Consider the following 23,594-nt stretch of genomic DNA (forward strand, 5'->3'; position numbering starts at 1 on the left):
TGTGGTCGCCGCTCGGCCCGGTCGTTCTGCTCATCGGTCGGCCCGGGCGGTGAGGTCGTCGGCGGTGATCCGCGCGAACGACCCCGAGTCGGCGCGCAGCGCACGCATCGGTTCGGTGACGGCGACGTCGTCGGGCACGGGTGGCGGGTCGTCGGCGTCGCGGGTGAACCGCTTCGGGCGCAACGCCGACCGCGCAGTCAGCAGAGCCCGCGTGGGACGGGTCGGGATGCGGGGTCGACGCAGCGTACGGGCGAGGAACTCGCCCAGCGTGACGCCGGCGGCGAGCGCCGCCCCGATGCCCAACGCCGAGGCGAGGGCGGTGAAACCGTCGAGCGTCTGCACGTTGAGGAACCCGTAGAGCCCGCGGTATACCGCGAGACCGGGGAGCAGCGGCGTGATGCCGGCGACCGCGACGACCAGCGGCGGCGTCAACGCCCGGCGGGCGAGGAGACCACCCACGAAACCGACGGTGACCGCGGCCAGACCGCCGGCGATGACGGCGCCGATGTCGATGAGTGCCGCCGCGGCCGACACCATCGCCCCGATGAGACCGCCGGCGAAGGCCACCGTGAGCGCCCGTGTCTCGGCGTAGCTGCCGAGGGCGAACGCGGCAGCCGCGACACCGCCACCGATGATCTGCGCGGGTGCGTCGGTGAGTCCCAGGGTGGTGGTGCTGGTGATGGTCGGCAGGTAGGTGCCGGTGCCCTCGAGCAGGCGCAGCGCGACGCTGACGCCGGAGATGATGCCGCCGGTGAGGATCAGCAGTTCGAAGAACCGTGCGACCCCGGTGATGGGTGCGCCGGTGATCGCATCCTGCACCGAACCCACCAACGACAACCCCGACAGCAGCACGATCACCCCCGCCGCGATGACCAGCGACGGGGAGATCGCGACCCCCAGTGCCTCCTGATAGCGGAACACCAGAGCCGCCGGGATCACCGCGATGAAGCCGCCGGCCACCTGCTGGAAGAACTGCGGTGTGCCCCACCGGTTGAGGACGCGGTTCATGCGGTCGATGAACGCCGTGGTGAGGAACGCGACGACGGCGACGAGCCACCCGCCACCGAGGGTCACCGACAGTGCCGCGGCCATCGTCGACCACGCCAGCGTCGCGATCCAGCGCGCATAGGGATGCGGTGACGAGATGATGTCGTCGATCACCTCGTGGGCCTCGCCCGGCGTCACCGCGAGACTGCGGATCTTGCGGATCAGTCGGTCGACCTGCGCGAGGCGCGTGAAGTCGAGGGAGCGGTAGTGCACGGTGCGCATCGCGGTGACCGGGGGCATCGACGATCCGCGCCGTGCGCTCACCATGATCGTGTTGTAGGTCACGTCGACATCGGCGCGCTCGACGCCGAACATGCCTGCCACGAAACGGATCTGGGTCTGGGTGTCGATGGCGCCGGTGCCCGAGTCGAGGAGCACCGAGCCGACCTTGATCGCCAGATCGAGGACCTCGGTGACCGCGGCGTCGTCGGTGAGGTCGACGGGCTGGCGCGGCGACAGCGGCGAGGTCAGCGGCTCGATCGTGTCGATCGTCGCGCGACGGGAGCCGGCCAGGGGGCGCAGCATCCTGCGGATATACTCGGCCACGCTGTATTCGCCTCCTTAGCTCAGTGGTAGAGCACTCGCCTTGTAAGCGAAAGGTCGTCGGTTCAATCCCGACAGGGGGCTCCACCGCGGGCGATCGCCACACCGCGCATCGCCACCGCAGACTACCCACGCACGGCGGCGCGAACACCCCCGGAAACCGCTCGTGTCCGACGTCCCTGGGCACAGCGTTCGCGCCCCGGTTGCCGCGCCCGGTCGGGGCGACGACGATGACGTGATGCGCGAGGTCCTCGATGAACTGTGCGCCGCCGCCGCTCGGGGTCCGGTCGCGCTCGCGCGGATCATCGCCGCCCACGGATCCTCGCCCCGGCCGGTCGGTTCGGCAATGGTCCTCACCTCCGACGGCACGATCGTCGGCTCGGTCTCCGCCGGCTGCGTGGAGGCCGCGGTGCTCGCCGCCGCGCGCGACGTCCTCGCGACCGGCGCCGCCGTCGTCGAGCGGTACGGCCCCGATGCGACCGATGCGCTCGGACTGGAGGTCGGGCTCACCTGCGGCGGCGAGATCGAGGTGCTCGTCGAGCGGGTCGACGACGCCTCGGTCCTCGGCGACCTCGCGGGCCGTCTCGCGGCGGGCGAGGCCTGCGCGCTGCTGACCACCGTCGGGACCGACACCCGGCGCACGCTCATGCCGGCCGCCGGATCGACCGAAACCACGTGGGATCGGGTCGATGCCGACGCCCGGGCCATGGTCGCCGCGGGGTCGTCGGGAGTGGTCGGCGGGGAGGTCGCCGGCGACCGCACGCCGGTGTTCGTGCACGTCTTCGGCACCCGGCCGCGCATGGTGGTGGCCGGCGCCAACGACTTCGTGCGCGCACTGGCCGAGGTCGCCTGTCTGCTCGGGTACCGCGTGACCGTGGTCGATGCGCGGGCCACCTTCGCCGTCGCCCACCGATTCCCCGCAGCGCACGAGGTGGTGGTCGACCGCCCCGATCGCTATCTGCGCGCCGAGTACGAGGCAGGGCGACTCGATCACCGCACCGTGGTGTGCGTGATGACCCACGACGACGCGTTCGACGTCCCGGCGATCGCGGCGGCGCTCACCCTCGACCATTTCGCCTTCGTGGGGGCGCTCGGCTCGCGCCGCACCCACACCGAACGCTTCGCCCGACTCGTCGACGCCGGCGTGCCGGCGACCGACCTGGCGCGTCTGCACAGTCCCGTCGGCCTGGACCTCGGGGCGCACACCGTGCACGAGACCGCGGTGTCCATCGCGGCCGCGATCGTCGCCGCCCGCAGCGGCGGATCGGGCCGTCCGCTGGCCGAGCTGGACGGGCCGATACACCGCTGACCTGCGCGTTCAGGACGTGTGTCGACCGTCACACCCGTGGCCGAGTGCAAACCTCGGAGCCCGCCCGACTCCACTCCTGACACCGCGACACCCCGTTGCGGCACCGAGAAGAGGAGTCATCATGGGAATCGTCGACAAGGCCAAGAACGCCGCCGAAGATGCGATCGGCAAGGCCAAGGAGGTCGTCGGTGACGTCACCGACAACAAGGATCTCGAGGCCGAGGGCAAGAAGGACCAGGGTTCGGCCGGCGTGAAGAAGGTCGGCGAGAACATCAAGGACAAGCTCTCCTGATCTGTTCGTGACCGATCAGTCAGTGCATGACAGCCCCACGGTGGGCCGCCCCCGGATCGGCGGCGACCCACCGGGTCGGGTTGTGAGCGCACACCGCGTACCACCCTGACCACCACCACTTTTCCCACCGAGAGAAGGCAACGCCATGACCGCCACCACCACCCGCACCCCGTCGACCACCACCGAGCGCCCCGCCCGTCGCGGATTCGGCGCCGCATCGAAGATGCTGCTCGCCGTCGCGACCGTCCTCGTCGCCGCGCTCGTCGTGTTCGTCCTGCAGAACACGGTGCACACCACCATCTCGTTCGTCGCGTGGGACTTCGACCTCGGTGTCGGTGTGGCGCTGCTCGGTTCGGCCGTCGTCGGTGCCGTGGTGGCACTGACCGTCAGTGGAGCGATTCGCGCCCGTCGCGCGCTGCGCTGACCGAACCCTCTCGATCAGCCCGAAACCCCGGCCAGGACATGGTGTCCCGCCGGGGTTTCGGCGTTCTCAGGGTCAGCCGTCCGCCGGTGACGGGTCGTCGCGTTCGGCGTTCACCAACTCCTTCGTGCGGAGCAGGCGCAGGGTCGTGACGAGGACGATCCCGCCGATGATGTTGAACGCGGTGGTGTACCAGAACCAGTTCAGCCAGTCGACGTAGGTGACGCCGCCGCCGGTCGTGATGGCGCCGAAGATGATGAGCGAGTCCAGCACCGAGTGGAACAGCTGGAGGCCGGCGAGGAGGAACGCCGCCCCGACCGCCGCGACGATCTTCGCCACGTCGGAGGTGGTGCCCTGCTGCATGCGGGTGAGCAGCGTCATCGTGGCCCCGCCGAGCACGGCGAGACAGATCGACTGCAGCGACAGCGGCGCGTCGACGAAATGATGGGCCGACTCGGCGAGAACGGTGTCCCATTCCGGGAAGGCCCGGGTGACGATCCACATCATCACCCAGCCGCCGACCAGGTTCGCCAGCAGCGTGCCGACCCACAACCGCGCGAGCTGCAGCACCGACCCGTTGCGGGTGACGACCGCGGCCACCGGCATGAGGAAGTCCTCGGTGAACAGTTCGCTGTGCGCGAGGAAGATCGCGATCAGTCCGATCGAGAACGCCAACCCCGCCAGCAGGTGGTCGCCCGTCTCGTGGAGCACCGCGAGCATCGCCATGATGCCCAGCGACACCTCGATGCCACCGAAGAACCCGGTGATCACCACGGTGCGGACGGTGCGGTGCAGGCGTTCGGCGCCCTCGGTCACCACGGTGACGAAGCTGTCCTCGAGTTCGCTCTCGAGCGGTCCGTCGTTGCGGCCGATCTCGCGTCGTTCGTCCTCGCGACGTCGTTTCGGGCTGCGCTGTTCGTCGTGTCCGGCCATCGTCGGTCCTGACGTCGGTGGGTGGGGTCGCGAAGGCGACACACCCCGACGGCTACAGGCGATCCGCCGACCCTACGCCGGGCCACGAGACCGACATCGTGGGGAGGCGGTCGGCGTCAGCCGAGTGTGAAGGGATCGCGGGTACCGCCGGTGAGCTCGATGTACACCGACTTGGTCTCGAGATACTCCTCCACCGCGCCCGAACCGTTCTCGCGCCCGATGCCGGAGAGGCCGTAGCCGCCGAAAGGCATGTTCGGGGCGACGACGCGGTAGGCGTTCACCCAGACCGTCCCGGCCTTGATCGCGGCGACCATGCGGTGTGCGCGGTGGACGTCCTTGGTCCACACCGCACCCGCCAGCCCGTACGGGGTGTCGTTGGCCAGGCGGACGGCCTCGGCCTCGTCGCGGAACGTGTACGCGGTCAGAACCGGCCCGAAGACCTCTTCGCGGGCGATGGTCGCGTCGTGCTCGGCGACCACGACGGTCGGTCGCACGAAGAGTCCACCGAGGTCGGCGTTCGGCTCGCCGCCGGTGGCGATGGTCCAGCCCTCGTCGCGGGCGCCCTGCAGGTAGCCGAGCACCTTCTCGTACTGCGGGCGGTTGGCGACGGGCCCCATCTCGGTGTCGGCCTCGGTGGGGTCGCCCTGCAGGATCGTCTCGGCGCGCGCGACGACCTTGGCGACGAGCTCGTCGCGCACCGACTCGTGGACGATGAGACGCGAACCGGCCATGCAGGTCTGGCCGGTCGCCGCGAACACCCCGGCCACGAGGCCGTTCGCGGCGGCATCGAGATCGGCGTCGGCGAACACGACCTGGGGTGACTTGCCGCCGAGCTCCAGCGTGACGCGGTTGATGTTCGCGACCGCGGCCGCCGCGACCTTCGCGCCGGTGGCGGTGGAGCCGGTGAACGCGACCTTGTCGATGCCGGTGTGCGACGCCAGCGCCTCGCCCGTCGAGCGGTCCCACCCGGTGACGACGTTGAGGACGCCCGCGGGCAGCCCCGCCTCGTGCAGCACCTCCGCGAAGGCGACGGTGGACGCGGGCGCGTGCTCCGACGGCTTCACCACGCACGTGCAGCCGGCGGCCAGCAGCGGCGCGAGTTTGAACGTCAGAAGGAGCAGCGGGCTGTTCCAAGGTGTGATCGCCCCGACCACACCGACCGGTTCGCGCAACGTGTAGCCCATGTACGTCTGCGGGGCGAGCTGCGGCACGGTACGACCCTCGAGCTTGTCGGCGAGCCCCGAGAAGTACGAGTACCAGGCGCCGAGGCCGGTCAACTGCCCGCGCATCTCACGCAGCAGCTTGCCGGAGTCGTTGACCTCCAGCACGGCGAGCCGTTCGGCGTTGTCGGTGATCGCGTCGGCCAACCGGCGCATCACCTTCGCCCGTCCGAAGCCGCCCAGCTCACGCCATTCGCCGTCGAACGCGGCCCGCGACGAGGCGACCGCACGGTCGACGTCCTCGGGACCGCCGTCGGCGATGGTGGCCCACGGCGCACCCGCGTAGGGGTTCTGCGACTCGAAGGTGCGCCCGGAGAGGGCGTCGACCTGCCGCCCGTCGATGAACATCCCGAAGTGCTGGAGGTCGGTGGCGGTGTCCGGCGAGATCGTCATCCCTGAGACGCTACGAGCGCGTTCGCGCCGGCTCTATCCGCTCGCTGCCCGGCGACGTCCGCATCCCGCAGGCTCAGCGGTGCAGGGTGACGCTCGGCAGCTCCCCGAACTGCTCGCGATACTGCTGTGCGAAGCGGCTCTGATGGAAGAAGCCCCACCGCATGGCGACGTCGGTGACGCGGATGCGCTGCGCGTCGGCGTGCAGGAGGTCCGAGCGCACGCGGCCCAACCGGATGCGGCGCACGTAGGCCATCGGTGTCTCGCCGAGCTGCTCGGCGAACGCGGCGTGCAGCGTGCGGACACTCACACAGGCGATGCGCGCCAACGATTCCGGCGTCAGCTCGCTGTCGGCGTGGTCCTCGATGTGTCGGATGACCGGCGCGAGTCGCCCCAGACGCGCCGAGTCCTCGCGGCCGGTCAGCGCGTCGGTGTACTGATGCCGCCCGGCCTGTAGCAGCGACGTGAGCACGTAGGACTCCAGATGACGGCGGGCCAGCGGCTGATCGCGCACGCCGCCGGGACGTTCGAGCTCGACCGCCAGGAACTGCACCGACCGCAGCAGGCTCTGCCCCGCGGGGGTCGTGAGGTCGAGACCGAAGTCGAAGTCGACGACGTCGGTGACGGGCCGACCGAGCAGATCGGACAGATGCGATTCCAGTGCGCCGCGCGAGATCTTGAGGATCAGCTGCTCGGCGTCGGGTGACCACCGCACGGTGTTGGCCTGCTCGGGGTCGAGCACGAGTCCACGGACGCCGGCGGGGGTGTGTTCGGTGCGGCCGTCGCGACGCCGGGCCCAGGTCTCGCCGGTCATCTGCAGGTTCACGTGGTACCACTGCGCGGCGGCGGGCATCCGCAGTTCGGTCTCGGCCTGGTAGGTGAGGTAGCCGAGTGTGAGGACCTGATCGCTGACCGCGTTGAGGCGCATGTCGAGTGCCTCGGACTCACCCACGAGGTCGTGTGGCAGATACACGCGCGTGACGGCGTCGCGCGCGTCCTCGAGACTGCGCGTGGCCATGATCTGGTCCCCACCGAGGTACTCCCGTTGCATTCCGCCCCTCCGACGATCAGTGACCCTGATCACGCTACCGGGGCGGCGCGATGCGCCGTCGGGCGTTCGCCCAGACGGTCAGCCGCTGCCCAGTTCGGAACGAAGCCAGTCGTTGTCGGCGCCGAGGTCGGGGCCCGGATGGGTGAGGGGCAGCGAGGTGTCGCCGAGGAGCGGGACGATCCCCGGGAACGCGACGGTGCGTTCCTCACCGTCGATCTCGACGCGCATCTCCTGCACCATCGCGCGGGCCCGGTACTGCTCATCGGCGATGATGTCGTCGGCGCGGTAGATGGGCCCCGCGGGCACGCCCGCGTCGTCGAGAAGCCGCAATACCTCCGCGCGCGGCAGGGTGCGCGTCCAGCTCGCGATCGCGTCGTCGAGGTCGTCGCGACGGGCCCACCGGCCCGCGTTCCCTGCGAGATCCGGGTCCTCGGCGAGGTCGTCGCGCCCGATGGTGCGCATGAAGCGCACGAAGATCGAGTCGCCGTTGCCCGCGATGACCACCGACACGTCGTCGGCGCAGAGGTAGGCGTTCGACGGCGCGATGCCCTCCATCCGGCCGCCGGTGCGCTCGCGGAGCACATCGAAGGCGGAGAAATCGGGGACCAGCGACTCCATCATCGAGAACACCGCCTCGTGCAGCGCGACGTCGACGTGGCGGTCGCGCGGGGTGACCGGATCGGCGTCGGCTGCGCGCCGCCGTTCACGATCGAACAGCGACATGACGACGCCGAACGCCGCGTAGAGCCCGGCGATCGAGTCGCCGATCGACACGCCGACGCGTACCGGCGGTCGGTCGGGGTCGCCGACGAGTTCACGCATCCCGCCGAAACCCTCTGCGACTGCCGCGAACCCGGGTCGCTGGGACATCGGTCCGGTCTGGCCGAACGCCGACACCCGTGCGACGACGAGCTCGGGATTGGCCTCGGCGAGGACCTCGCGCGTGAGACCCCAGCGGTCGAGTGTCCCGGGCCGGAAGTTCTCGAGGAGCGCGTCGGAGGTGCGCAGCAGCGCGAGGACGGTGTCGCGACCCTCGTCGGTCCGGAGGTCGATCTCCACCGAGCGTTTGCCGCGGTTGATGGTGCGGTAGAGCAGCGACGTGTCCCCTGCGTAGAGCCGCCAGGTGCGCAGTTCGTCGCCGGTGCGCGGTCGCTCGACCTTGATCACCTCGGCACCGAAGTCGGCGAGCAGCCGACCGGCCGTCGGCGCGGCGATGTAGTTGCCCAGCTCGACCACCCGCAGACCGGCCAGTGGGCGCAGGGGATCGAGAGGGGGAGGATCGCGATGTGGGGGATCGGTCGGGTGCACACCATCGAGGGTGCCGAAGGCGGATCGGGGTCCTGTAGCCGTCGGCTGCAGTGTCCTGACCGATCTCCGCAGACTCCGCGCGCGGCTCTGGTGTGCCCGGTCGCACCCGGGGCAGTGTGCTGGCATGGATTACGCCGAGGCCCAGGCCGCCTTCTTCACACCGCGCGAGGGGGAGGTGCGTGAACTCGGCTTCACCAGCCCCGCGCGCACCCTGCGTGACGCGCTCGAACCCGTCGCGACCGTCTGCTTCTGGAGCGAACCGGCCTACGACGCCTACGCGGCAGTGGGTCTCGACTTCCTCCAGGGGTACGTCTACAGCCGCGCCTGTGTGTTGGGCGACGCCGAACCGCCGGTCGCCGCGGCCGCGTTCGGTGTGTTCGAACCGGGGTTGATCAGCGGTGTGCTCGCCGACGCCCGCGGCGTCGCCGACCTCGCGCAGATCCGTGCCGCCAAGGAGTCGGGGGCGATCACGGCGCTGCGCGAGGTGCTCGGTGACGACGCCGACGCGCCGGAGGTGGCCGAGGTCGCCGCGATCATGCGGCGGGGCTGCGACGCCGCCGATCCGACCGGGCGCGCGCTGCACGCCGGACTCACCGCGCTGGCGTGGCCGAGCGATCCGGTGGGTCAGGTGTGGCACGCGGCGACGATCCTGCGGGAACATCGTGGCGACGGCCATCTCGCAGCCCTGGTGGCCGCCGGTCTCGACGGTGTCGCCGCCAACCACCTCACCGAGCTGTGGGTCGGATGGGACCCGCTGGCCTACACCGCGTCGCGCGCATGGTCCGACGAGGCCATGGCCGGAGCGGGCGACCGGCTCACGGCCCGCGGCTGGCTCGCCGAGGGGCGACTCACCGAGGCGGGCGAGCAGGCGCGTCTCGCCCTCGAGGAGGCCACCGACCGCTCGGTGGAATCCGCGGTGACGGCCATCGGCGACGACCTCGACCGTGTGGTCACCCTGCTCGAACCGTGGGGGGAGCGACTCGTCGCCCGCGGCTGGTTCCCGCCCGACCCCTACAAGCGCGCGGCCGGCTGAGTCGGGCGGGACCGGCGATCAGGGGTTGACGATCACCTTGATCGCGCCGTCCTGCTTCGAGGCGGCGACACCGAACGCCTCGGCCACGTCGTCGAGCGAGAACCGGTGGGTCACCATCGGCTCGAGGTCCAGGCGTCCGGTGCGCACGAGTTCGAGTGCGCGCTCGTACTGGCCGCGACCACCGTTGCCGCCGACGCCGAACACGGTGAGCGTCTTGGCCATGATCGGGATCACCGGCAGCGGCGGCAGGTCGTTGGCCCAGCCGATGTGCGCGACCTTGCCCTCCTTGCGCACCAGATCGAGCACCATCTCGCACGACGCCGGGAACCCCGACGTCTCGATGACGATGTCCGCGCCGACGCCTCCGGTGAGTTCGAGGATCCGCTCCCTCGCGTCGACCTTCGTGACGTCGAGGCAGTCGCTGGCGCCGTAGGCCCGCGACACCGCGAACGGCGCCTCCCGGGCGTCGGTCACGATGAGCCGTCCCGCGCCCGAGAGCGCGCAGAGCCGCGTCAGCGCCAGGCCGATCGGGCCCTGACCGAGCACGACGACGGTCTCGCCCAACAGGATCCGCAGCCGGTCGACGGTGTTCAGTCCCACGGCGATCGGCTCCAGCAGCGACGCCTGCCAGGCCTGCACCTCGTCGGGACGGGGGATGAGGTTGACCACCGGTACGGCGATGCGTTCGGTGAGGCACCCGTCCGACCACAGGCCGATCAGCTTCTTCTTCTTGCAGTCGAACGGCTTGTCCTGCGCACACTCGAGGCAGTCGCCGCACGGCAGCGATGGCTTCACCGCCACCGCCTGATCGATCCAGGTCGGGTCGACGCCGTCGCCGATCGCGACGACCCGGCCGGAGAAGTCGTGGCCGGGCACCCGCGGGAACGGGGTGTCGATGCGGCCGTCGTACTGGTGGGAGTCGGTGCCGCACAACGACGCCGACTCCACCTGCACCACGGCCCATCCGGGCCGGGTCTCCGGTTCGGGGCGTTCCTGCAGTTCGACCTGCTCGATGCCGACGAGCACCGCCGCCTTCACGCGACCACTCCGACGGCCAGTTCGCGGTCGCGCATGATCTCGAAGGCCTGGTCGGTGTGACCGGCGGCGTGGCCGATGATCAGCGGCGACCACTCCTCGATGGTCATCGTGCCGAGGTCGGGGATGGTGACGGTGCGCGCGAGCACCTCGGGGGCGACGGCGCCGGCGGCGGTGGCCATGGTGCGGCGCGTGCTGGCGAGCTGGCGGCGGGCCAGCTCGACGGTCGGCTGCGGGTAGCCGAGCAGGTCGTGGCCGACCTCCTCCCGGAAGATGAAGTCGAGGTCGGGGTCGTTCTCCACCCGCTTGAGGTCGCCGAGCCACAGGATCGTGCACATCGAGATGTGCGAGACCACCTGCGCCACCGTCCAGCCGCCGTCACGGTGCGCGCGGTGCAGGTCGCCGTCGCTCAGCGCGGCCAGCGCCTCGTCCAGTTGCCCGAATCTCTCGTCGGCCTCGGTCAACGCCGTGGCGATCGCCTCCGGCACCTGTTGCTCACTCATCCCTTGCGCTCCTTCGCGTGTCACATGCGTATCCCGACAGTGCTGGCCGTCGCAGCGCAGCGCTATCCCGCGGCTGCGAGGTGGTGTCCGATCCGCGCGAGGTCGTCGGACGCGGGTTCCCGGTCGGGCCGTGTCGGTCCGCCGTACGATCGGCCCATGTCGCAGATACGCGTGAACGGTTCCGATGCCCTCCACGACGGTGGGTTCTCCTACAGCGCGGTCGCAGCCCCGGGGTCGACGGTGTTCACGGCCGGGATCGCACCGCTCGACGCCGACGGCGCCACCATCGCGCCCGGCGACGTCCAGGCGCAGGCGCGTGCGTGCGTGGACAACCTGACCACCGTGTTGACCGAGGCCGGTGCGTCGCTCGCCGACGTGGCGAAGGTGACCGTCTTCGTCGCCGAGGGACTGCAGGCCGACCTCTCGGTCGCGTGGGACGCCGTCGTCGCGGCGTTCGGTGACCACAAGCCGGCCGCCTCGCTGCTCGGCGTCACCGTCCTCGCCCACGACGACCAGCTCGTCGAGATCGAGGCCGTCGCGGTCGTCGCCGCACACTGACGTCGTCGCCGATCGACCGATGAGCGCCCGGCCCCGCATCGACGACGCGCAGCGTCGCGCCCGCCTGCAGCGGCGCCACCTGCTCACCGACGATGTGCCACAGGCGTTCTCGGTGACCGATGCGGTCTCGTCGATCGTCGGGTTGCACGCCACGTGCCCGCCCACGATGTACCTGTCGCTGTGGGCCCGCCTCCCGGGTTTCGTGCGCGAGCAGCTCGACACCGCGCTCTATGACGAGCGTTCGCTGGTCAAACAGCTCGCGATGCGGCGGACCATGTTCGTCCTCGACCGCGCCGGCCTCGCCGACGCCGTCGGTGCGGTGGGTCCGCGCGTCGCCGCGTCCGAACGCACCAACATGCTGCGGGACCTCCGACGCAGCAACGACTTCGACGACCCCGAGGGGTGGATCGACACCGCGCGGGCCGCCGTCGTCGACGCGCTGGCCGATGGTTCGGTGGCGTCATCGACCGAGCTGCGCAAGCGACTGCCCGAACTCGACGGACACGTGCAGATCGCCCCCGACCGGTCGTGGGGCGGTACCGCGCCGATGGGTCCGCGCGTGCTGAACATGATGAGCGCGGCCGGCGACATCGTCCGCGGCCCCAACGCCGCGGGGTGGCATCTGTCCCGTCCGCAGTGGTCGTCGATGCAGCGTTGGCTCGGCGAGGCCCTCCCGCAGCTGTCGGTCGCAGAGGGCCACCGGGCGATGGTCGCGCGATGGCTGCGCACCTTCGGGCCGGGCACCGAGACCGACATCGTGTGGTGGCTCGGGTCGACGAAGGCGTCGGTGCGGGCCGCGCTGGCCGATCTCGCCGCCGTGGAGGTCGATCTCGACGGGGGAGGTGTCGGGTACGTACTCCCCGACGATCTCGACGATGTCGAACCCGTGGCGCCGCGCGGATTCCTGCTCCCCGAGCTCGACCCGGCGACGATGGGGTGGAAGGACCGTGGCTGGTATCTCGGCGACCACGGCGAGCACATGTTCGACCGCAACGGCAACGGGGGACAGACGATCTGGTGGGACGGCCGCATCGTCGGCGGATGGTTCCACCGACCCGACGGCAGCGTCGGACTGCACCCGCTGGAGAAGCTTCCGCGCGCCGCGACGACCCAGTTGTCGGCCCGCGCCGACGAGCTCTCCGCCTGGCTCGGCGACGCACGCCCGAAACCGGGGTACCCGGCGCCGTTCATGAAGGCCGTGCGGTGACCTCGACGCGGCGGTTCGCGTTGTTCGACACCGCACTCGGGGTGTGCGGGGTGTGCTGGGACCCCGCCGGCGCCATCGTCGCGGTGGCACTCCCGGAGGACGACCGAGCCGACATCGAGCGATATCTCGCCTCGTTCGACGCCGCGCCCGGAGACCCCGATCCCGATGTGGCCGACACGATCGAGCTGATCCGGGGATTGATGGCCGGCGACGACGTCGACCTGTCGGCGGTGGCCGTCGACATCGACGCCCTGCCCGACTTCGACCGCCGCGTCTACGCGATCACCCGCGACATCCCCCGCGGCCGGGTCCTGACCTACGGAGCGGTCGCATCCCGACTCGGTCAACCCGGCGCCGCGCAGGCGGTCGGCCGCGCACTGGGCCGCAACCCGATCCCGGTGATCATCCCGTGCCACCGCGTCGTCGGCGCCGGAACCGAGGTGGGTGGGTTCTCCGCGCCCGGCGGTGCGGCCACGAAGAGTCGTATCCTCGCGGCGGAGAGGGTGGCGGGGTTCGGCGAACCCACCCTGTTCTGACCGCTCGCGCCGTTGCGACCTGCGACGATCCCCGTCGTGAGAGGGTGGGATCGGCTCACAGGAACCTGCCAGGGTTCTGCCAGCCCCATGTCAGCGCGTACACGGAAGGTGGGCACCATGACTGATCCCGGTGCCCGCGTGCTCGTCGTCGACGACGAGCCGAACATCCTCGAACTGTTGTCGGTGTCGCTGAAGTTCCAGAACTTCGACGTCGCGACGGCCGCCAACGGTCCCGCCGCCCTCGACAAGGCACGCACCTTCCGCCCCGACGCCCTCGTGCTCGACGTGATGATGCCCGGCATGGACGGCTTCGGACTGCTGCGTCGGCTGCGCGCCGACGGGATCGAGGCCCCCGCACTGTTCCTCACCGCGCGGGATTCGATGGAGGACAAGATCAACGGGCTCACCATCGGCGGCGACGACTACGTCACCAAGCCGTTCAGCCTCGAGGAGGTCGTCGCCCGACTGCGGGTGATCCTGCGTCGTAACGGCTTCGGGGAGAAGCCCGCCGAGCCGACGCGGATCTCGTTCGCCGACATCGAACTCGACGACGACACCCACGAGGTGTGGAAGGACGGCGAGCTGGTGTCGCTGTCGCCCACCGAGTTCACCCTGCTGCGCTACTTCATGATCAACGCGGGGACCGTGCTGTCGAAGCCGCGGATCCTCGACCACGTGTGGAACTACGACTTCGGTGGTGAGGTCAACGTCGTCGAGTCCTACGTGTCGTATCTGCGTCGCAAGGTCGACACCGGCGACAAACGCCTCATCCACACCCTGCGGGGCGTCGGGTACGTGATGCGCGAACCTCGATGACCGCCCCCGCGCCGGAGGCGCCCCGTCCTACAACCCCGCCGGTCGCGCCCGAGTCGCCGATCCCGCGCCGTAAACGCGGTGTCCCGCTCCGGGTCTCGCTGGTCGGGCTGATGCTGGTGCTGGTCGCGCTCGGCCTCGTGGTGTCGGGGGTGTCGGTCACGTCGGCGTTGGAGAACCGCCTGATCGACCGCACCGACAACGGTCTGCGCGGTGCCGCCGAGGGGTGGGCCCGTCCGCGTGACGGCGACGACCGCGGGCCGTTCGGTCCCTTCGGCCAGAGCGGACAGAGCGGCAGCCCTACCACCGAACGTCGGCCGCCCTCGCCCTACTACGTGATGCTGATCCGTTCCGACGGGACGACGTTCACCGTCAACGACGTCGGCGGCAGCCCCGACCTGTCCGACCTCTCACGCTTCTCCACCGACCCGGTCACCGTCGACAGCGCGACCGGATCCGACGTGCGCTGGCGCGTGGTGAAGGTGACCGCGACCAATCCGTCGGGCGTGTCCATCACCTCGGTCGTCGCGATCAAGCTCAACGACGTCGACGACACCGTCACCCGCCTCATCTGGCTGCAACTCGGTGTCGGGCTCGGTGTGGTGGTCGTCGTGGGCGGCCTCGGGTACCTCCTGGTGCGGACCAGTCTGCGACCCCTGCGGCGCGTCGAGGAGACCGCGGAGAAGATCGCCGGCGGGGACCTCGACCAGCGCGTCCCGACGTCGCCGCCGAACACCGAGGTCGGCAGGCTCGCCACCTCACTGAACGTGATGCTGCACCAGATCCAGAACGCCTTCGCCGCCACGGCCGCGTCGGAGGAGCAGGCGCGCAGCTCCGAGGACAAGATGCGGCGCTTCATCGCCGACGCGAGCCACGAACTGCGCACCCCGCTGACCTCGATCCGCGGGTTCTCCGAGCTCTACCGCCAGGGCGCGATGACCGACACCGGGCAGTTGATGGCGCGGATCGAGACCGAGGCCGGCCGGATGGGACTGCTCGTGGAGGAGCTGTTGATGCTCGCGCGGCTCGACGCCCAGCGGCCCCTCGAGCGCGCACAGGTCGACCTGTTGTCGCTGGCGTCGGACTCGGTGCACAGCGCCCGCGCGATGGCGCCCGAGCGGGAGATCGCGCTGCAGGTACTCGACGGCCCCGGCATCCCCGCGGTTATGGGCGACGCGGCGCGGTTGTCGCAGGTGCTGAGCAACCTGATCACCAACGCGATCCGACACACCCCCGACGACGCGACGATCACCGTGCAGATCGGCACCGACGACCGCGACGCGATCATCTCCGTCGTCGACACCGGTCCCGGCCTGGCCCCGGCCGACCGCGCCCGCGTCTTCGAGCGTTTCTTCCGCGGAGACTCGTCACGACACCGGGACGGCGGCGTCGGGGGCAGTGGTCTCGGGTTGTCGATCGTGGCCGCGCTGGTCGACGCCCACGGCGGCACCGTCGGCGTCGACGACACCCCCGGCGGCGGCGCCACCTTCCGCGTCCGCATCCCCCGCGCGGAGTAGCTGCCGAGATCGTCCCCGTGACGGGTGTCCGACGGCGATCTGCCCTCGGGTGGCGCCCAGGGGGACGATCTCAGCAGCCGATGGCCGGGCCTACGATCGAGCCATGGCAACCGTGTTCAGCATGATCATCAACGGCGACATCCCCGGACGCTTCGTCTGGAAGGACGACACGGCCGTCGCGTTCCTCACCATCAACCCCGTCACCCCGGGCCACGTGCTGGTGGTGCCGCGGGAGGAGATCGACCACTGGGAGCAGGTCGATCCGAGTGTGTTCGCGCATCTCACGGCGGTGTCGCAGACCATCGGCACGGCCACCCGCGACGCGTTCGACGCCCCGCGCATGGGTCTGCTGATCGCCGGCCTCGAGGTGCCGCACCTGCACATCCATGTCTTCCCCGCGCACTCACTCGAGACCTTCGATCTCGCGCTGGCCGAGAAGGACCCCGATCCGGCCGCCCTCGACGACGCCGCGGCGAGGATCCGTGCCGCGCTGCGGTCGGCGGGGCACACCGAGCACGTCGCCGACTGACGTGGCGCACGCGGTCGACGCCAGGCGTCGCGGAGCCGGCGGCTCGGCCCCGATGTGGGCGGCCGTCGCGGCAGCGGCGGGTGTGGGTTTCGTCGTCGCCCCGAGCATCGTGGTGGGCGACCCGTATGGCGCCGGGATCACCGGTGGGCGCCGGCTCGCGGTCGCGGCGACCGGTGCTGTCGACGGGTTCCTCGGGCGCCACGCGGCGACCGTGTCCGGCCCGCTCGCGGACCTCACCGACTACTGGTCGCAGTACCACTGGGTGAAGGTCGTCTTCGCGATCGCCGCGGTTGTGGCTCTGGTGGCGCTGGGCCGCCGACTCGTCGCCACGGCCGCACCCACCTCGACCCGTGCCGCACGAGTGTGGTGGGCGGTGGTCGGCGGGGCGCTCAGCCTCGCCGTGGTCGCCGCCTCGTTGCTCGCCGTCGCCAACGTGCAGGGCGCTCTCGCACCGCTGTCCTCGGCACTGAGCCTGCTGCCCGACGAGTCGACCCGAGCCGCTGCCGGCGGTGTGATGTCGCGCGGGGCCACCGATCCCGCGGTGGCGACCCTCATCAGCGACTTCGGTCGGTACCACGCGGTTCTCGCGGTGAGCCTCGGTGTGGTGGTCGCCGCGTTCGCGGCGGTCGCCGTCGTGGCCACCCGACGCGCCCGGAGGGCCGACCGCGGCGGACGGCGGCGTCCGATGGTGGGCGCGTCGGCCGTGGTGTTCGCGGTGGCCACACTCGCACTCGGTGTGGTGGTCGCGGCCAACATCGGAACCGCGGTGGACCCCGAACCGGCGTTGCGCCTGTTCTTCACCGGCTGATCGGGAAACCCCTCGCTCACAGGAAGCTGACAGGTCGGCCGCAGAATCGAGCCAGCCGACTCGATCAGAGTCTCCTGTATGACAGCAGACACCATCGATCGGTCGGGCGACGCGACGTCTCCCGAGCCGACTCGCGCTCCCGAGATGACCGTCGTGGTCGACCGGACCCACCCGACCCCCGAGCTCGACGTGGTGGTGCCGGTCTACAACGAGGAAGCCGACCTCGAGACCTGCATCGTGCGGCTCGCCGAGCACCTGCGGACCCGGGTGCCGTACTCCGCGCGGATCACGATCGCCGACAACGCCAGCACCGACTCGACCCTGGCCGTCGGTGTGGAGCTCGCGCAGACGATGGAGAACGTCCGGATCGTCCACCTCGACGCGAAGGGGCGCGGCCGGGCACTGAACGCGGTGTGGAGCGAGAGCGACGCGGCCGTCGTCGCCTACTGCGACGTCGACCTGTCGACCGACCTCAACGCGCTGATGCCGTTGGTGGCGCCACTGCTGTCGGGTCATTCCGACGTCGCCATCGGGTCACGGCTGTCGCGGTCGTCGCGGGTGGTCCGCGGCGCGAAGCGCGAGTTCATCTCGCGCAGTTACAACCTCATCCTGCGGACCACCATGGGCGCGAAGTTCTCCGACGCCCAGTGCGGGTTCAAGGCCATGCGGGCCGACGTCGCGCGGGCGGTCCTGCCCTACGTCGCCGACACCGGCTGGTTCTTCGACACCGAGCTGCTGGTGCTGGCCGAGCGCATCGGGCTCCGCATCGCCGAGGTGCCCGTCGACTGGATCGACGACCCCAACTCGAAGGTCGACATCGTCAAGACCGCGACCGAGGACCTCAAGGGTTGCTGGCGGGTCGGTCGCGCGCTGGCGAACGGTGATCTGCCGGTGGTCGAGCTCCGACGCAGTCTGGGGCGCAACCGTTTCGACGACCCGCAGGTGACCGGTGTGCCGCGAGGCATGGTCGGTCAGTTGGTCCGCTTCGCGGTGATCGGCGTGATCTCGACCGTCGCCTACGCCGTTCTGTATCTCATGCTGCACTCGCTGATCGGCGCACAGGCGGCCAACTTCACCGCCCTGCTGATCACCGCGGTGTTCAACACCGCCGCCAATCGCGCGTTCACCTTCGGCATCAAGGGACGCGACGGCGCCGCACGACACCACATGCAGGGCATCGCGGTGTTCGTGTTCGGGTGGGCACTCACCGCCGGATCGCTGTGGGCGCTGCACGCGTTCGCCCCCGACGCCGGCAAGCACATCGAGTTGCTCGTCCTCATCGTCGCCAATCTCGTTGCCACCCTGACCCGTTTCGTCGCGTTGCGCTGGGTGTTCCGCTCCGCGCACCCGACCACCGAACTCGAGAGTGCAGCCACCGCATGAGCACACTGTCCGACATCCCCTCGGCCCACGCCGACGACGTCACCGACGCCCCCCGCACCGACGGGGGGCGTCGGCCCACGTCGGTGGTGCGCGACCGTATCGGTCTCGCCGTACTGCTCGTCGGCACGGCCGTGCTGTACCTGTCGAACCTGGCCGCCAACGGCTACGCCAACTCCTTCTACTCCGCCGCCATCCAGGCCGGGTCGGTGTCGTGGAAGGCGTGGTTCTTCGGGTCGTCCGACGCCGCGAACTCCATCACCGTCGACAAACCGCCCATGTCGCTGTGGATCCCGGGTATCGCGGTCCGGATCTTCGGCCTGAACTCGTGGTCCATCCTGGTGCCCGAGGTCCTCATGGGGGTGGCCTCGGTGGCCCTGCTGTACCTGATCGTGAAGAAATACGTGGGCGCCACGGCCGGCCTCCTCGCCGGTGCCACCCTGGCGCTGACACCCGTTGCAGCCCTGATGTTCCGCTTCAACAACCCCGACGCACTTCTGGTGCTGCTGATGATCGCCGCGGTGTGGGCGACGCTCAAGGCCATCGAGGACGGCCGCATCCGCTGGATGATCCTCACCGGTGTGTTCGTCGGATTCGGGTTCCTCACCAAGCAGCTGCAGGTGTTCCTGGTGATCCCGCCGCTGGCCCTGACCTACCTCGCGTTCGGACAGCACACGTGGATCAAGCGACTCGGCCACCTGGTCGCCGCACTGGCCGCAATGGCTGTCAGTGCCGGCTGGTGGGTTCTCGCGGTCACCCTGTGGCCGAAGGACTCGCGGCCCTACATCGGTGGCTCGCAACACAATTCGATCCTCGAGCTGACGTTCGGGTACAACGGCTTCGGCCGACTCACCGGCAACGAGACCGGCTCCACCGGCGGCGGCGGCGCACGGCGCGCGACGTCGGAGGCCGCCCAGGGTGCGTTCGGTGCCGGGTTCCCCGGCGGCGCGGGCGGCCCGGGTGGCCGCGGCGGCATCTGGGGCGAGACCGGGTTCTTCCGCATGTTCCAGCCCGAACAGGGTGGACAGATCGGGTGGCTGATCCCCACCGCGCTGATCCTCGGTGTCGCCGCCCTCGTGCTGGCGGGACGCGCGGCGCGCACGAACACCACGCGGGCCCTGGTGGCGGTCATGCTGCTCTGGCTGCTCACGACGGCGGTCACGTTCAGCTACATGTCGGGCATCTTCCACGCGTACTACACGGTCGCTCTGGCCCCGGCGATCGCCGGACTCATCGGCGCCGGGGGAGTGCTCTGCTGGCGTGAACGCGACCGACTCTGGGTGCGACTGGTGCTCGCGGCCGCACTCGTCGTCACCGGCGTCATGTCCTTCGTCCTGCTCAACCGCTCGTCGGACTTCGTGCCGTGGCTCAAGGTCGTCGTGGTGGTTCTCGCGGTGCTCGCCGCGCTCGGGGTGCTCGTCACGCGCATCCCGCGGATCGCGGCGGTGGTCGCCGCGGTGGCGATCGTCATGGGTCTCGCGGGACCGACGGCGTACGCGATCGACACCGTCGCGACCGCGAAGAGCGGCTCCATCATCAGTGCCGGCCCGCAGGTCAAGGGCGGGTTCGGGCCGGGCGGCATGGGCGGACGTCGCGGCGGCCAACGCGGCGCATTCGGCCCCGGCGCCTTCGGTGGCTTCGGTGGTCAGGGCCAGGGCCCCGGCGGTCAGACTCCGGGAGGTCAGGTGCGGGGTGGTCAGACGCCGCCCGGCATGACCCCCGGCGGGGCGAACCAGGGCGGCGGCACGGCCGCGCGCGCCGAGGCCTTCGGCGGCATGGGCATGGGCGGTCCCGGTGGCGGTCTGCTCGAGGGCTCGAAGCCGACGGCCGAGATGGTCGACCTGCTCGAGAACCACGCCTCGGACTACACCTGGGTCGCGGCGGCCATCGGGTCCAACTCCGCGTCGGGGTATCAGCTCGCCACGCAGAAGCCTGTCATGCCGATCGGCGGGTTCAACGGCAGCGATCCGTCGCCCACGCTCGCGCAGTTCCAGCAGTACGTGCGCGACGGGAAGATCCACTACTTCATCGGTGGTGGCCGGATGGGTGGCGGCATGAACGCCGAGGGGACGGCCACGGCCATCAGCGAGTGGGTCACCGCGCACTACACCGCGAAGACGGTCGGCTCGGTGACGCTCTACGACCTCACCGCACCGAAGGGCTGACCAGTGTCGAACGCGGGTCGAGCAGGCCGACGCGGGTGCCCCGGCACCTGCGTCCGCCCACTCGGCCCGCGTCGGCGGTACCGAAATCCCGTTGCCCGGTCGTCGGGCCTCGCATACGGTGCCTCTCCGTGGAACCCGTGACCGACTCCGACATCCGTGCCTCGTTCGTCAACGCGACGAAGGGCGAGATGAAGCGGATCGTGCTGCCCCGCGATCTGTCCGAGACCCGCTGGGATGACATCGATTTCCTCGGCTGGGTCGATCCGACGTACGTCGGACGCTCGTATGTGGTGACCCCCGGCGACGACGGCCTGGTCGGGGTGGCGCTGCGGTACGAGACCGGGGGCTCGCGCAAGGCGCAGATGTGCAAGATATGCCTGACCACCCATCCCTCGGGTGGGGTGTCGCTGATGACCGCGCGCAAGGCCGGCGAGGCCGGACGCAAGGGCAACACCGTGGGCACCTACATCTGCAGCGACCTCGACTGCTCGCTCTACGCGCGCGGCAAGAAGACGCCGGCACTGGGTAAGCAGTACCGCGAGGATCTCGACGTCGAGTCGAAGATCGACCGCGTCCGTCAGAACCTGGCGGCGTTCGTGGCGCGCGTCTCCGACTGAGCCGCGCCCGACCTCACATCGAGGCGAACCGGTCGAGCGCCTCCACGAGGTGTCGGCCCAACTGCTCCGAGCCGGTGTGGCCGCCGTCGTCGACGACGTGCAGCACGCATCCCGGCCACGCCGCGGCGAGGTCGTAGGCGGTGTCGACGGGGCTCCCCAGATCGTGACGGCCGTGCACCAGCACGCCGGGGATCCCGGCGAGCTTCCCGGCGTCACGGATCAGGGCACCCTCGGCCAGCCAGCCGTAGTGGGAGAAGAAATGCGCGCAGATCCGCACCAGAGCGATCCGGGCATCCGACGGCCTGCCGCGGAACCGATTGCCGGAGCTGTTCGGTTCGAGTGAGAGGACGGTGTCCTCCCAGCGACACCATGCGTCGACGGCCGCGAGGCGCACGCTCTCGTCGGGGTCGTTGACGAGGCGGGCGTAGATCGGGACGAGATCGGCTCGCGCGGTGCCGGGTTCGCGTGCCGGCCCCCCCGCCGACGCGCGGAAGCGATCCCATTCCTCGGGGAAATAGCGCGCGACACCGCCGTAGAGCCAGTCGATCTCGCGCTTGCGGGTGGTCGTGACCGCCGGGATCACGATCTGCGTGACGCGATCGGGATGGGTCTGCGCGTACGCGAGGATCAGCGTCGACCCCCACGATCCGCCGTGCAGCAGCCACCGTTCGATACCGAGATGCACACGCACGCGCTCCATGTCGGCGACCAGATGCCAGGTGGTGTTGGTCTCCAACGACGTCGACGGGTCGCTCGCGTGCGGCCGACTCCGGCCGCAGCCGCGCTGATCGACGTTGATGATCCGGTACCTCGACGGGTCGAGACTGCGCCCGGCCCCCGGTGCGGAGCCCGACCCCGGCCCACCGTGGACCGTCAGCGCCGGCTTGCCGTCGGGGTTGCCGCAGCTCTCCCAGTAGACGAGCTGGCCGTCGCCGACGTCGAGCATGCCGTGGTCGTGGGGAACGGTCGGCGGGTACGCAGGCATGAAAGCCAACCTAACGGTCCCTCGACGTCGCGCACGGCGAATGGCCGGTACGTACCATTCCACCCGTCTCGTCCCCGATCGCGCGAAGAGGTCGCCATGACTGCCACCGACGCGGGCTCGTCCGCGCGCAACCCGCTGGCCCATCGGGTCACGCGCATGACCGGCCGCTCCCACGACGAGGAAGGCCGCACCGCCACCAACCTCGAGCTGTTCTTCGACCTCACGTTCGTCGTCGCGTTCTCGCTGGCCGGCACCGAACTTGCCCACTATCTCGCCGAGGGCGACTACACGACCGCCCTCATCGGATTCCTGTTCGCGACCTTCGCCAGCATCTGGGCGTGGATCAACTTCACCTGGTTCGCCTCGGCCTTCGACACCGACGACTGGGTGTTCCGCGTGGTCACGATGCTGCAGATGGGTGGCGTCCTCATCCTCGCCCTCGGCATCGAGCCGGTGTTCACCTCGGTCGCCGAGGGGCGGACCATCGACAACCGGGTGGCCGTCCTCGGCTATGTCGTGATGCGCGTCGCCATGATGTTCCAGTGGGTCCGGGCGGCGCTGCAGAGCCCGCAGTACCGGCGGACATGCCTCACCTACGCCGCGGCGATCCTCATCGCGCAGATCGGTTGGGTGCTGGTGATCGTGCTCGAGATGACCCTGGTCCCGACGCTGATCGCCACCGTGGGCCTCGTCGCCCTGGAACTCGCGGGGCCGTTCGTCGCCGAGACCCGCAACTCCGAGCCGGCCACCCCGTGGCACCCCCACCACATCGCCGAGCGTTACGGCCTGCTGGCGATCATCACCCTCGGCGAGGGCATCGTCGGCACGGTCGTCGCGCTGCAGGCGGTGGTCCACGCGCACGGCTGGGATGTCGAGACCGCGGTGCTCGGTCTGGCCGGTGTCGCCACCACCTTCGCCATGTGGTGGATCTACTTCGTGGTGCCGACCGGGGACGCGCTGGAACTGCGGCGCAGCAAGTGTTTCGGCTGGGGCTACTCGCACATCGTCGTCTTCATGGCCATCGCGGCCGTCGGCGCCGGTCTGCACGTGGCGGCGCTCTATCTCGAACACGAGGCCACCGTGTCGGCCGCCGTCGTGGTCGCGTGCGTGGCGGTCCCGCTGGGTGTCTACCTCGCGGGCATCGCCGCCACGTACTCCTATCTCGTCGAGTTCGACGTCCTCAACGTGCTGCTCGCGATCGGGGCGGTCGCGGTCCTCGGAGGCTCGGTCGCGCTGGCCGCGGCCGGTGTCGAGGTGGTCTACGCACTGATCGTCACCGCGATCGCCCCGGTGGGCGTGGTCGTGCTCGACGAGCTGATCGGCACCCGCCATCGTGCGGAGGCCCTCGACCGGCTGCGTGCCCGCCTGGCCGGGTGAGCGCGTACCGGACGCGT

Annotated in this window: 23 protein-coding genes and 1 tRNA gene; 16 read left to right on the forward strand and 8 right to left on the reverse strand. The window is 70.4% G+C overall.

The window, feature by feature from the left end:
• Positions 1-30: 30 nt before the first annotated feature.
• Positions 31-1,593, reverse strand: a complete 1,563-nt coding sequence (locus TU34_RS05075; RefSeq protein ID WP_082079867.1) for a threonine/serine exporter family protein — start codon at positions 1,591-1,593, stop codon at positions 31-33.
• Positions 1,594-1,602: 9 nt separating this feature from the next.
• Between TU34_RS05075 and TU34_RS05080 the strand changes: the two genes are divergently transcribed.
• The 4 genes from TU34_RS05080 (at position 1,603) to TU34_RS05095 (ending at position 3,615) form a co-directional block, all read left to right on the forward strand.
• Positions 1,603-1,677: transfer RNA gene (locus TU34_RS05080), tRNA-Thr, on the forward strand.
• Between the two features lie 151 nt (positions 1,678-1,828).
• Complete coding sequence (locus TU34_RS05085) at positions 1,829-2,899, forward strand: XdhC family protein (protein WP_045821836.1); 1,071 nt, start codon at positions 1,829-1,831, stop codon at positions 2,897-2,899.
• A 121-nt stretch (positions 2,900-3,020) separates the two neighbouring features.
• Positions 3,021-3,191, forward strand: a complete 171-nt coding sequence (locus TU34_RS05090; protein WP_045821745.1) for a CsbD family protein — start codon at positions 3,021-3,023, stop codon at positions 3,189-3,191.
• 145 nt (positions 3,192-3,336) lie between these two features.
• Positions 3,337-3,615 carry a LapA family protein gene (locus TU34_RS05095; protein ID WP_045821746.1) on the forward strand — a complete coding sequence of 93 codons (279 nt, stop codon included), beginning with the start codon at positions 3,337-3,339 and terminating at the stop codon, positions 3,613-3,615.
• Between the two features lie 72 nt (positions 3,616-3,687).
• Here TU34_RS05095 and TU34_RS05100 read toward each other — a convergent pair whose 3' ends face one another.
• The 4 genes from TU34_RS05100 to TU34_RS05115 form a co-directional block, all read right to left on the reverse strand.
• A complete protein-coding gene (locus TU34_RS05100; protein ID WP_045821747.1) occupies positions 3,688-4,545 on the reverse strand; it encodes a formate/nitrite transporter family protein in 858 nt (285 codons plus the stop codon).
• 116 nt (positions 4,546-4,661) lie between these two features.
• On the reverse strand, positions 4,662-6,158 hold the full coding sequence (locus TU34_RS05105) for an aldehyde dehydrogenase (protein ID WP_045821748.1): 1,497 nt from the start codon (positions 6,156-6,158) through the stop codon (positions 4,662-4,664).
• 73 nt (positions 6,159-6,231) lie between these two features.
• Positions 6,232-7,173, reverse strand: a complete 942-nt coding sequence (locus TU34_RS05110) for an AraC family transcriptional regulator (protein WP_203225416.1) — start codon at positions 7,171-7,173, stop codon at positions 6,232-6,234.
• Positions 7,174-7,284: 111 nt separating this feature from the next.
• Entirely contained in the window at positions 7,285-8,514 is a 1,230-nt protein-coding gene (locus TU34_RS05115) for a CaiB/BaiF CoA transferase family protein (RefSeq protein ID WP_045821750.1), read from the reverse strand.
• A gap of 124 nt (positions 8,515-8,638) precedes the next feature.
• On the opposite strand from TU34_RS05115, the gene TU34_RS05120 reads away from it, so the two are divergent.
• Positions 8,639-9,547: an SCO6745 family protein gene (locus TU34_RS05120; RefSeq protein WP_052688748.1), complete on the forward strand. Its 909-nt coding sequence runs from the start codon at positions 8,639-8,641 to the stop codon at positions 9,545-9,547.
• A gap of 18 nt (positions 9,548-9,565) precedes the next feature.
• Here the strand turns inward: TU34_RS05120 and TU34_RS05125 are convergent, their stop codons facing one another.
• The gene (locus TU34_RS05125; protein ID WP_045821751.1) at positions 9,566-10,585 is read right to left on the reverse strand and encodes a zinc-dependent alcohol dehydrogenase; all 1,020 of its coding nucleotides are present in this window, start codon (positions 10,583-10,585) and stop codon (positions 9,566-9,568) included.
• A complete protein-coding gene (locus TU34_RS05130; RefSeq protein ID WP_045821752.1) occupies positions 10,582-11,085 on the reverse strand; it encodes a DinB family protein in 504 nt (167 codons plus the stop codon). The genes TU34_RS05125 and TU34_RS05130 overlap by 4 nt, the downstream gene beginning before the upstream one ends.
• A gap of 156 nt (positions 11,086-11,241) precedes the next feature.
• On the opposite strand from TU34_RS05130, the gene TU34_RS05135 reads away from it, so the two are divergent.
• From TU34_RS05135 to TU34_RS05180, 10 genes are all read left to right on the forward strand, one after another.
• Positions 11,242-11,643, forward strand: a complete 402-nt coding sequence (locus TU34_RS05135) for a RidA family protein (RefSeq protein WP_045821753.1) — start codon at positions 11,242-11,244, stop codon at positions 11,641-11,643.
• Positions 11,644-11,662: 19 nt separating this feature from the next.
• Positions 11,663-12,850, forward strand: a complete 1,188-nt coding sequence (locus TU34_RS05140; protein WP_045821754.1) for a winged helix DNA-binding domain-containing protein — start codon at positions 11,663-11,665, stop codon at positions 12,848-12,850.
• Positions 12,847-13,386, forward strand: a complete 540-nt coding sequence (locus tag TU34_RS05145) for a methylated-DNA--[protein]-cysteine S-methyltransferase (protein ID WP_045821755.1) — start codon at positions 12,847-12,849, stop codon at positions 13,384-13,386. The genes TU34_RS05140 and TU34_RS05145 overlap by 4 nt, the downstream gene beginning before the upstream one ends.
• 117 nt (positions 13,387-13,503) lie before the next feature.
• Positions 13,504-14,202: a response regulator transcription factor gene (locus TU34_RS05150; protein ID WP_045821838.1), complete on the forward strand. Its 699-nt coding sequence runs from the start codon at positions 13,504-13,506 to the stop codon at positions 14,200-14,202.
• Positions 14,199-15,716 (forward strand): sensor histidine kinase, encoded by a 1,518-nt coding sequence (locus TU34_RS05155; RefSeq protein ID WP_045821756.1) that lies wholly within the window; start codon positions 14,199-14,201, stop codon positions 15,714-15,716. Before TU34_RS05150 ends, TU34_RS05155 begins: the two co-directional genes overlap by 4 nt.
• A gap of 103 nt (positions 15,717-15,819) precedes the next feature.
• Positions 15,820-16,245, forward strand: a complete 426-nt coding sequence (locus TU34_RS05160) for an HIT family protein (RefSeq protein WP_045821757.1) — start codon at positions 15,820-15,822, stop codon at positions 16,243-16,245.
• 1 nt (position 16,246) lies between these two features.
• Positions 16,247-17,053: a hypothetical protein gene (locus tag TU34_RS05165; protein ID WP_045821758.1), complete on the forward strand. Its 807-nt coding sequence runs from the start codon at positions 16,247-16,249 to the stop codon at positions 17,051-17,053.
• Between the two features lie 78 nt (positions 17,054-17,131).
• The gene (locus TU34_RS05170; protein WP_082079872.1) at positions 17,132-18,436 is read left to right on the forward strand and encodes a bifunctional glycosyltransferase family 2/GtrA family protein; all 1,305 of its coding nucleotides are present in this window, start codon (positions 17,132-17,134) and stop codon (positions 18,434-18,436) included.
• Positions 18,433-20,598 carry an ArnT family glycosyltransferase gene (locus TU34_RS05175; RefSeq protein ID WP_045821759.1) on the forward strand — a complete coding sequence of 722 codons (2,166 nt, stop codon included), beginning with the start codon at positions 18,433-18,435 and terminating at the stop codon, positions 20,596-20,598. The genes TU34_RS05170 and TU34_RS05175 overlap by 4 nt, the downstream gene beginning before the upstream one ends.
• A gap of 128 nt (positions 20,599-20,726) precedes the next feature.
• Positions 20,727-21,215, forward strand: coding sequence for an FBP domain-containing protein (locus TU34_RS05180; RefSeq protein ID WP_045821760.1), 489 nt, complete (start codon positions 20,727-20,729; stop codon positions 21,213-21,215).
• Positions 21,216-21,228: 13 nt separating this feature from the next.
• On the opposite strand, the gene pip is transcribed toward TU34_RS05180, so the two are convergent.
• Positions 21,229-22,200 (reverse strand): prolyl aminopeptidase, encoded by a 972-nt coding sequence (gene pip / locus TU34_RS05185; protein WP_045821761.1) that lies wholly within the window; start codon positions 22,198-22,200, stop codon positions 21,229-21,231.
• A 96-nt stretch (positions 22,201-22,296) separates the two neighbouring features.
• Between pip and TU34_RS05190 the strand changes: the two genes are divergently transcribed.
• Positions 22,297-23,577 (forward strand): low temperature requirement protein A, encoded by a 1,281-nt coding sequence (locus TU34_RS05190; RefSeq protein WP_045821762.1) that lies wholly within the window; start codon positions 22,297-22,299, stop codon positions 23,575-23,577.
• The last annotated feature ends 17 nt before the right edge of the window (positions 23,578-23,594 follow it).

Origin of the sequence: Williamsia herbipolensis, assembly GCF_000964005.1 — a bacterium.
Taxonomy (GTDB): Bacteria; Actinomycetota; Actinomycetes; order Mycobacteriales; family Mycobacteriaceae; genus Williamsia_A; species Williamsia_A herbipolensis.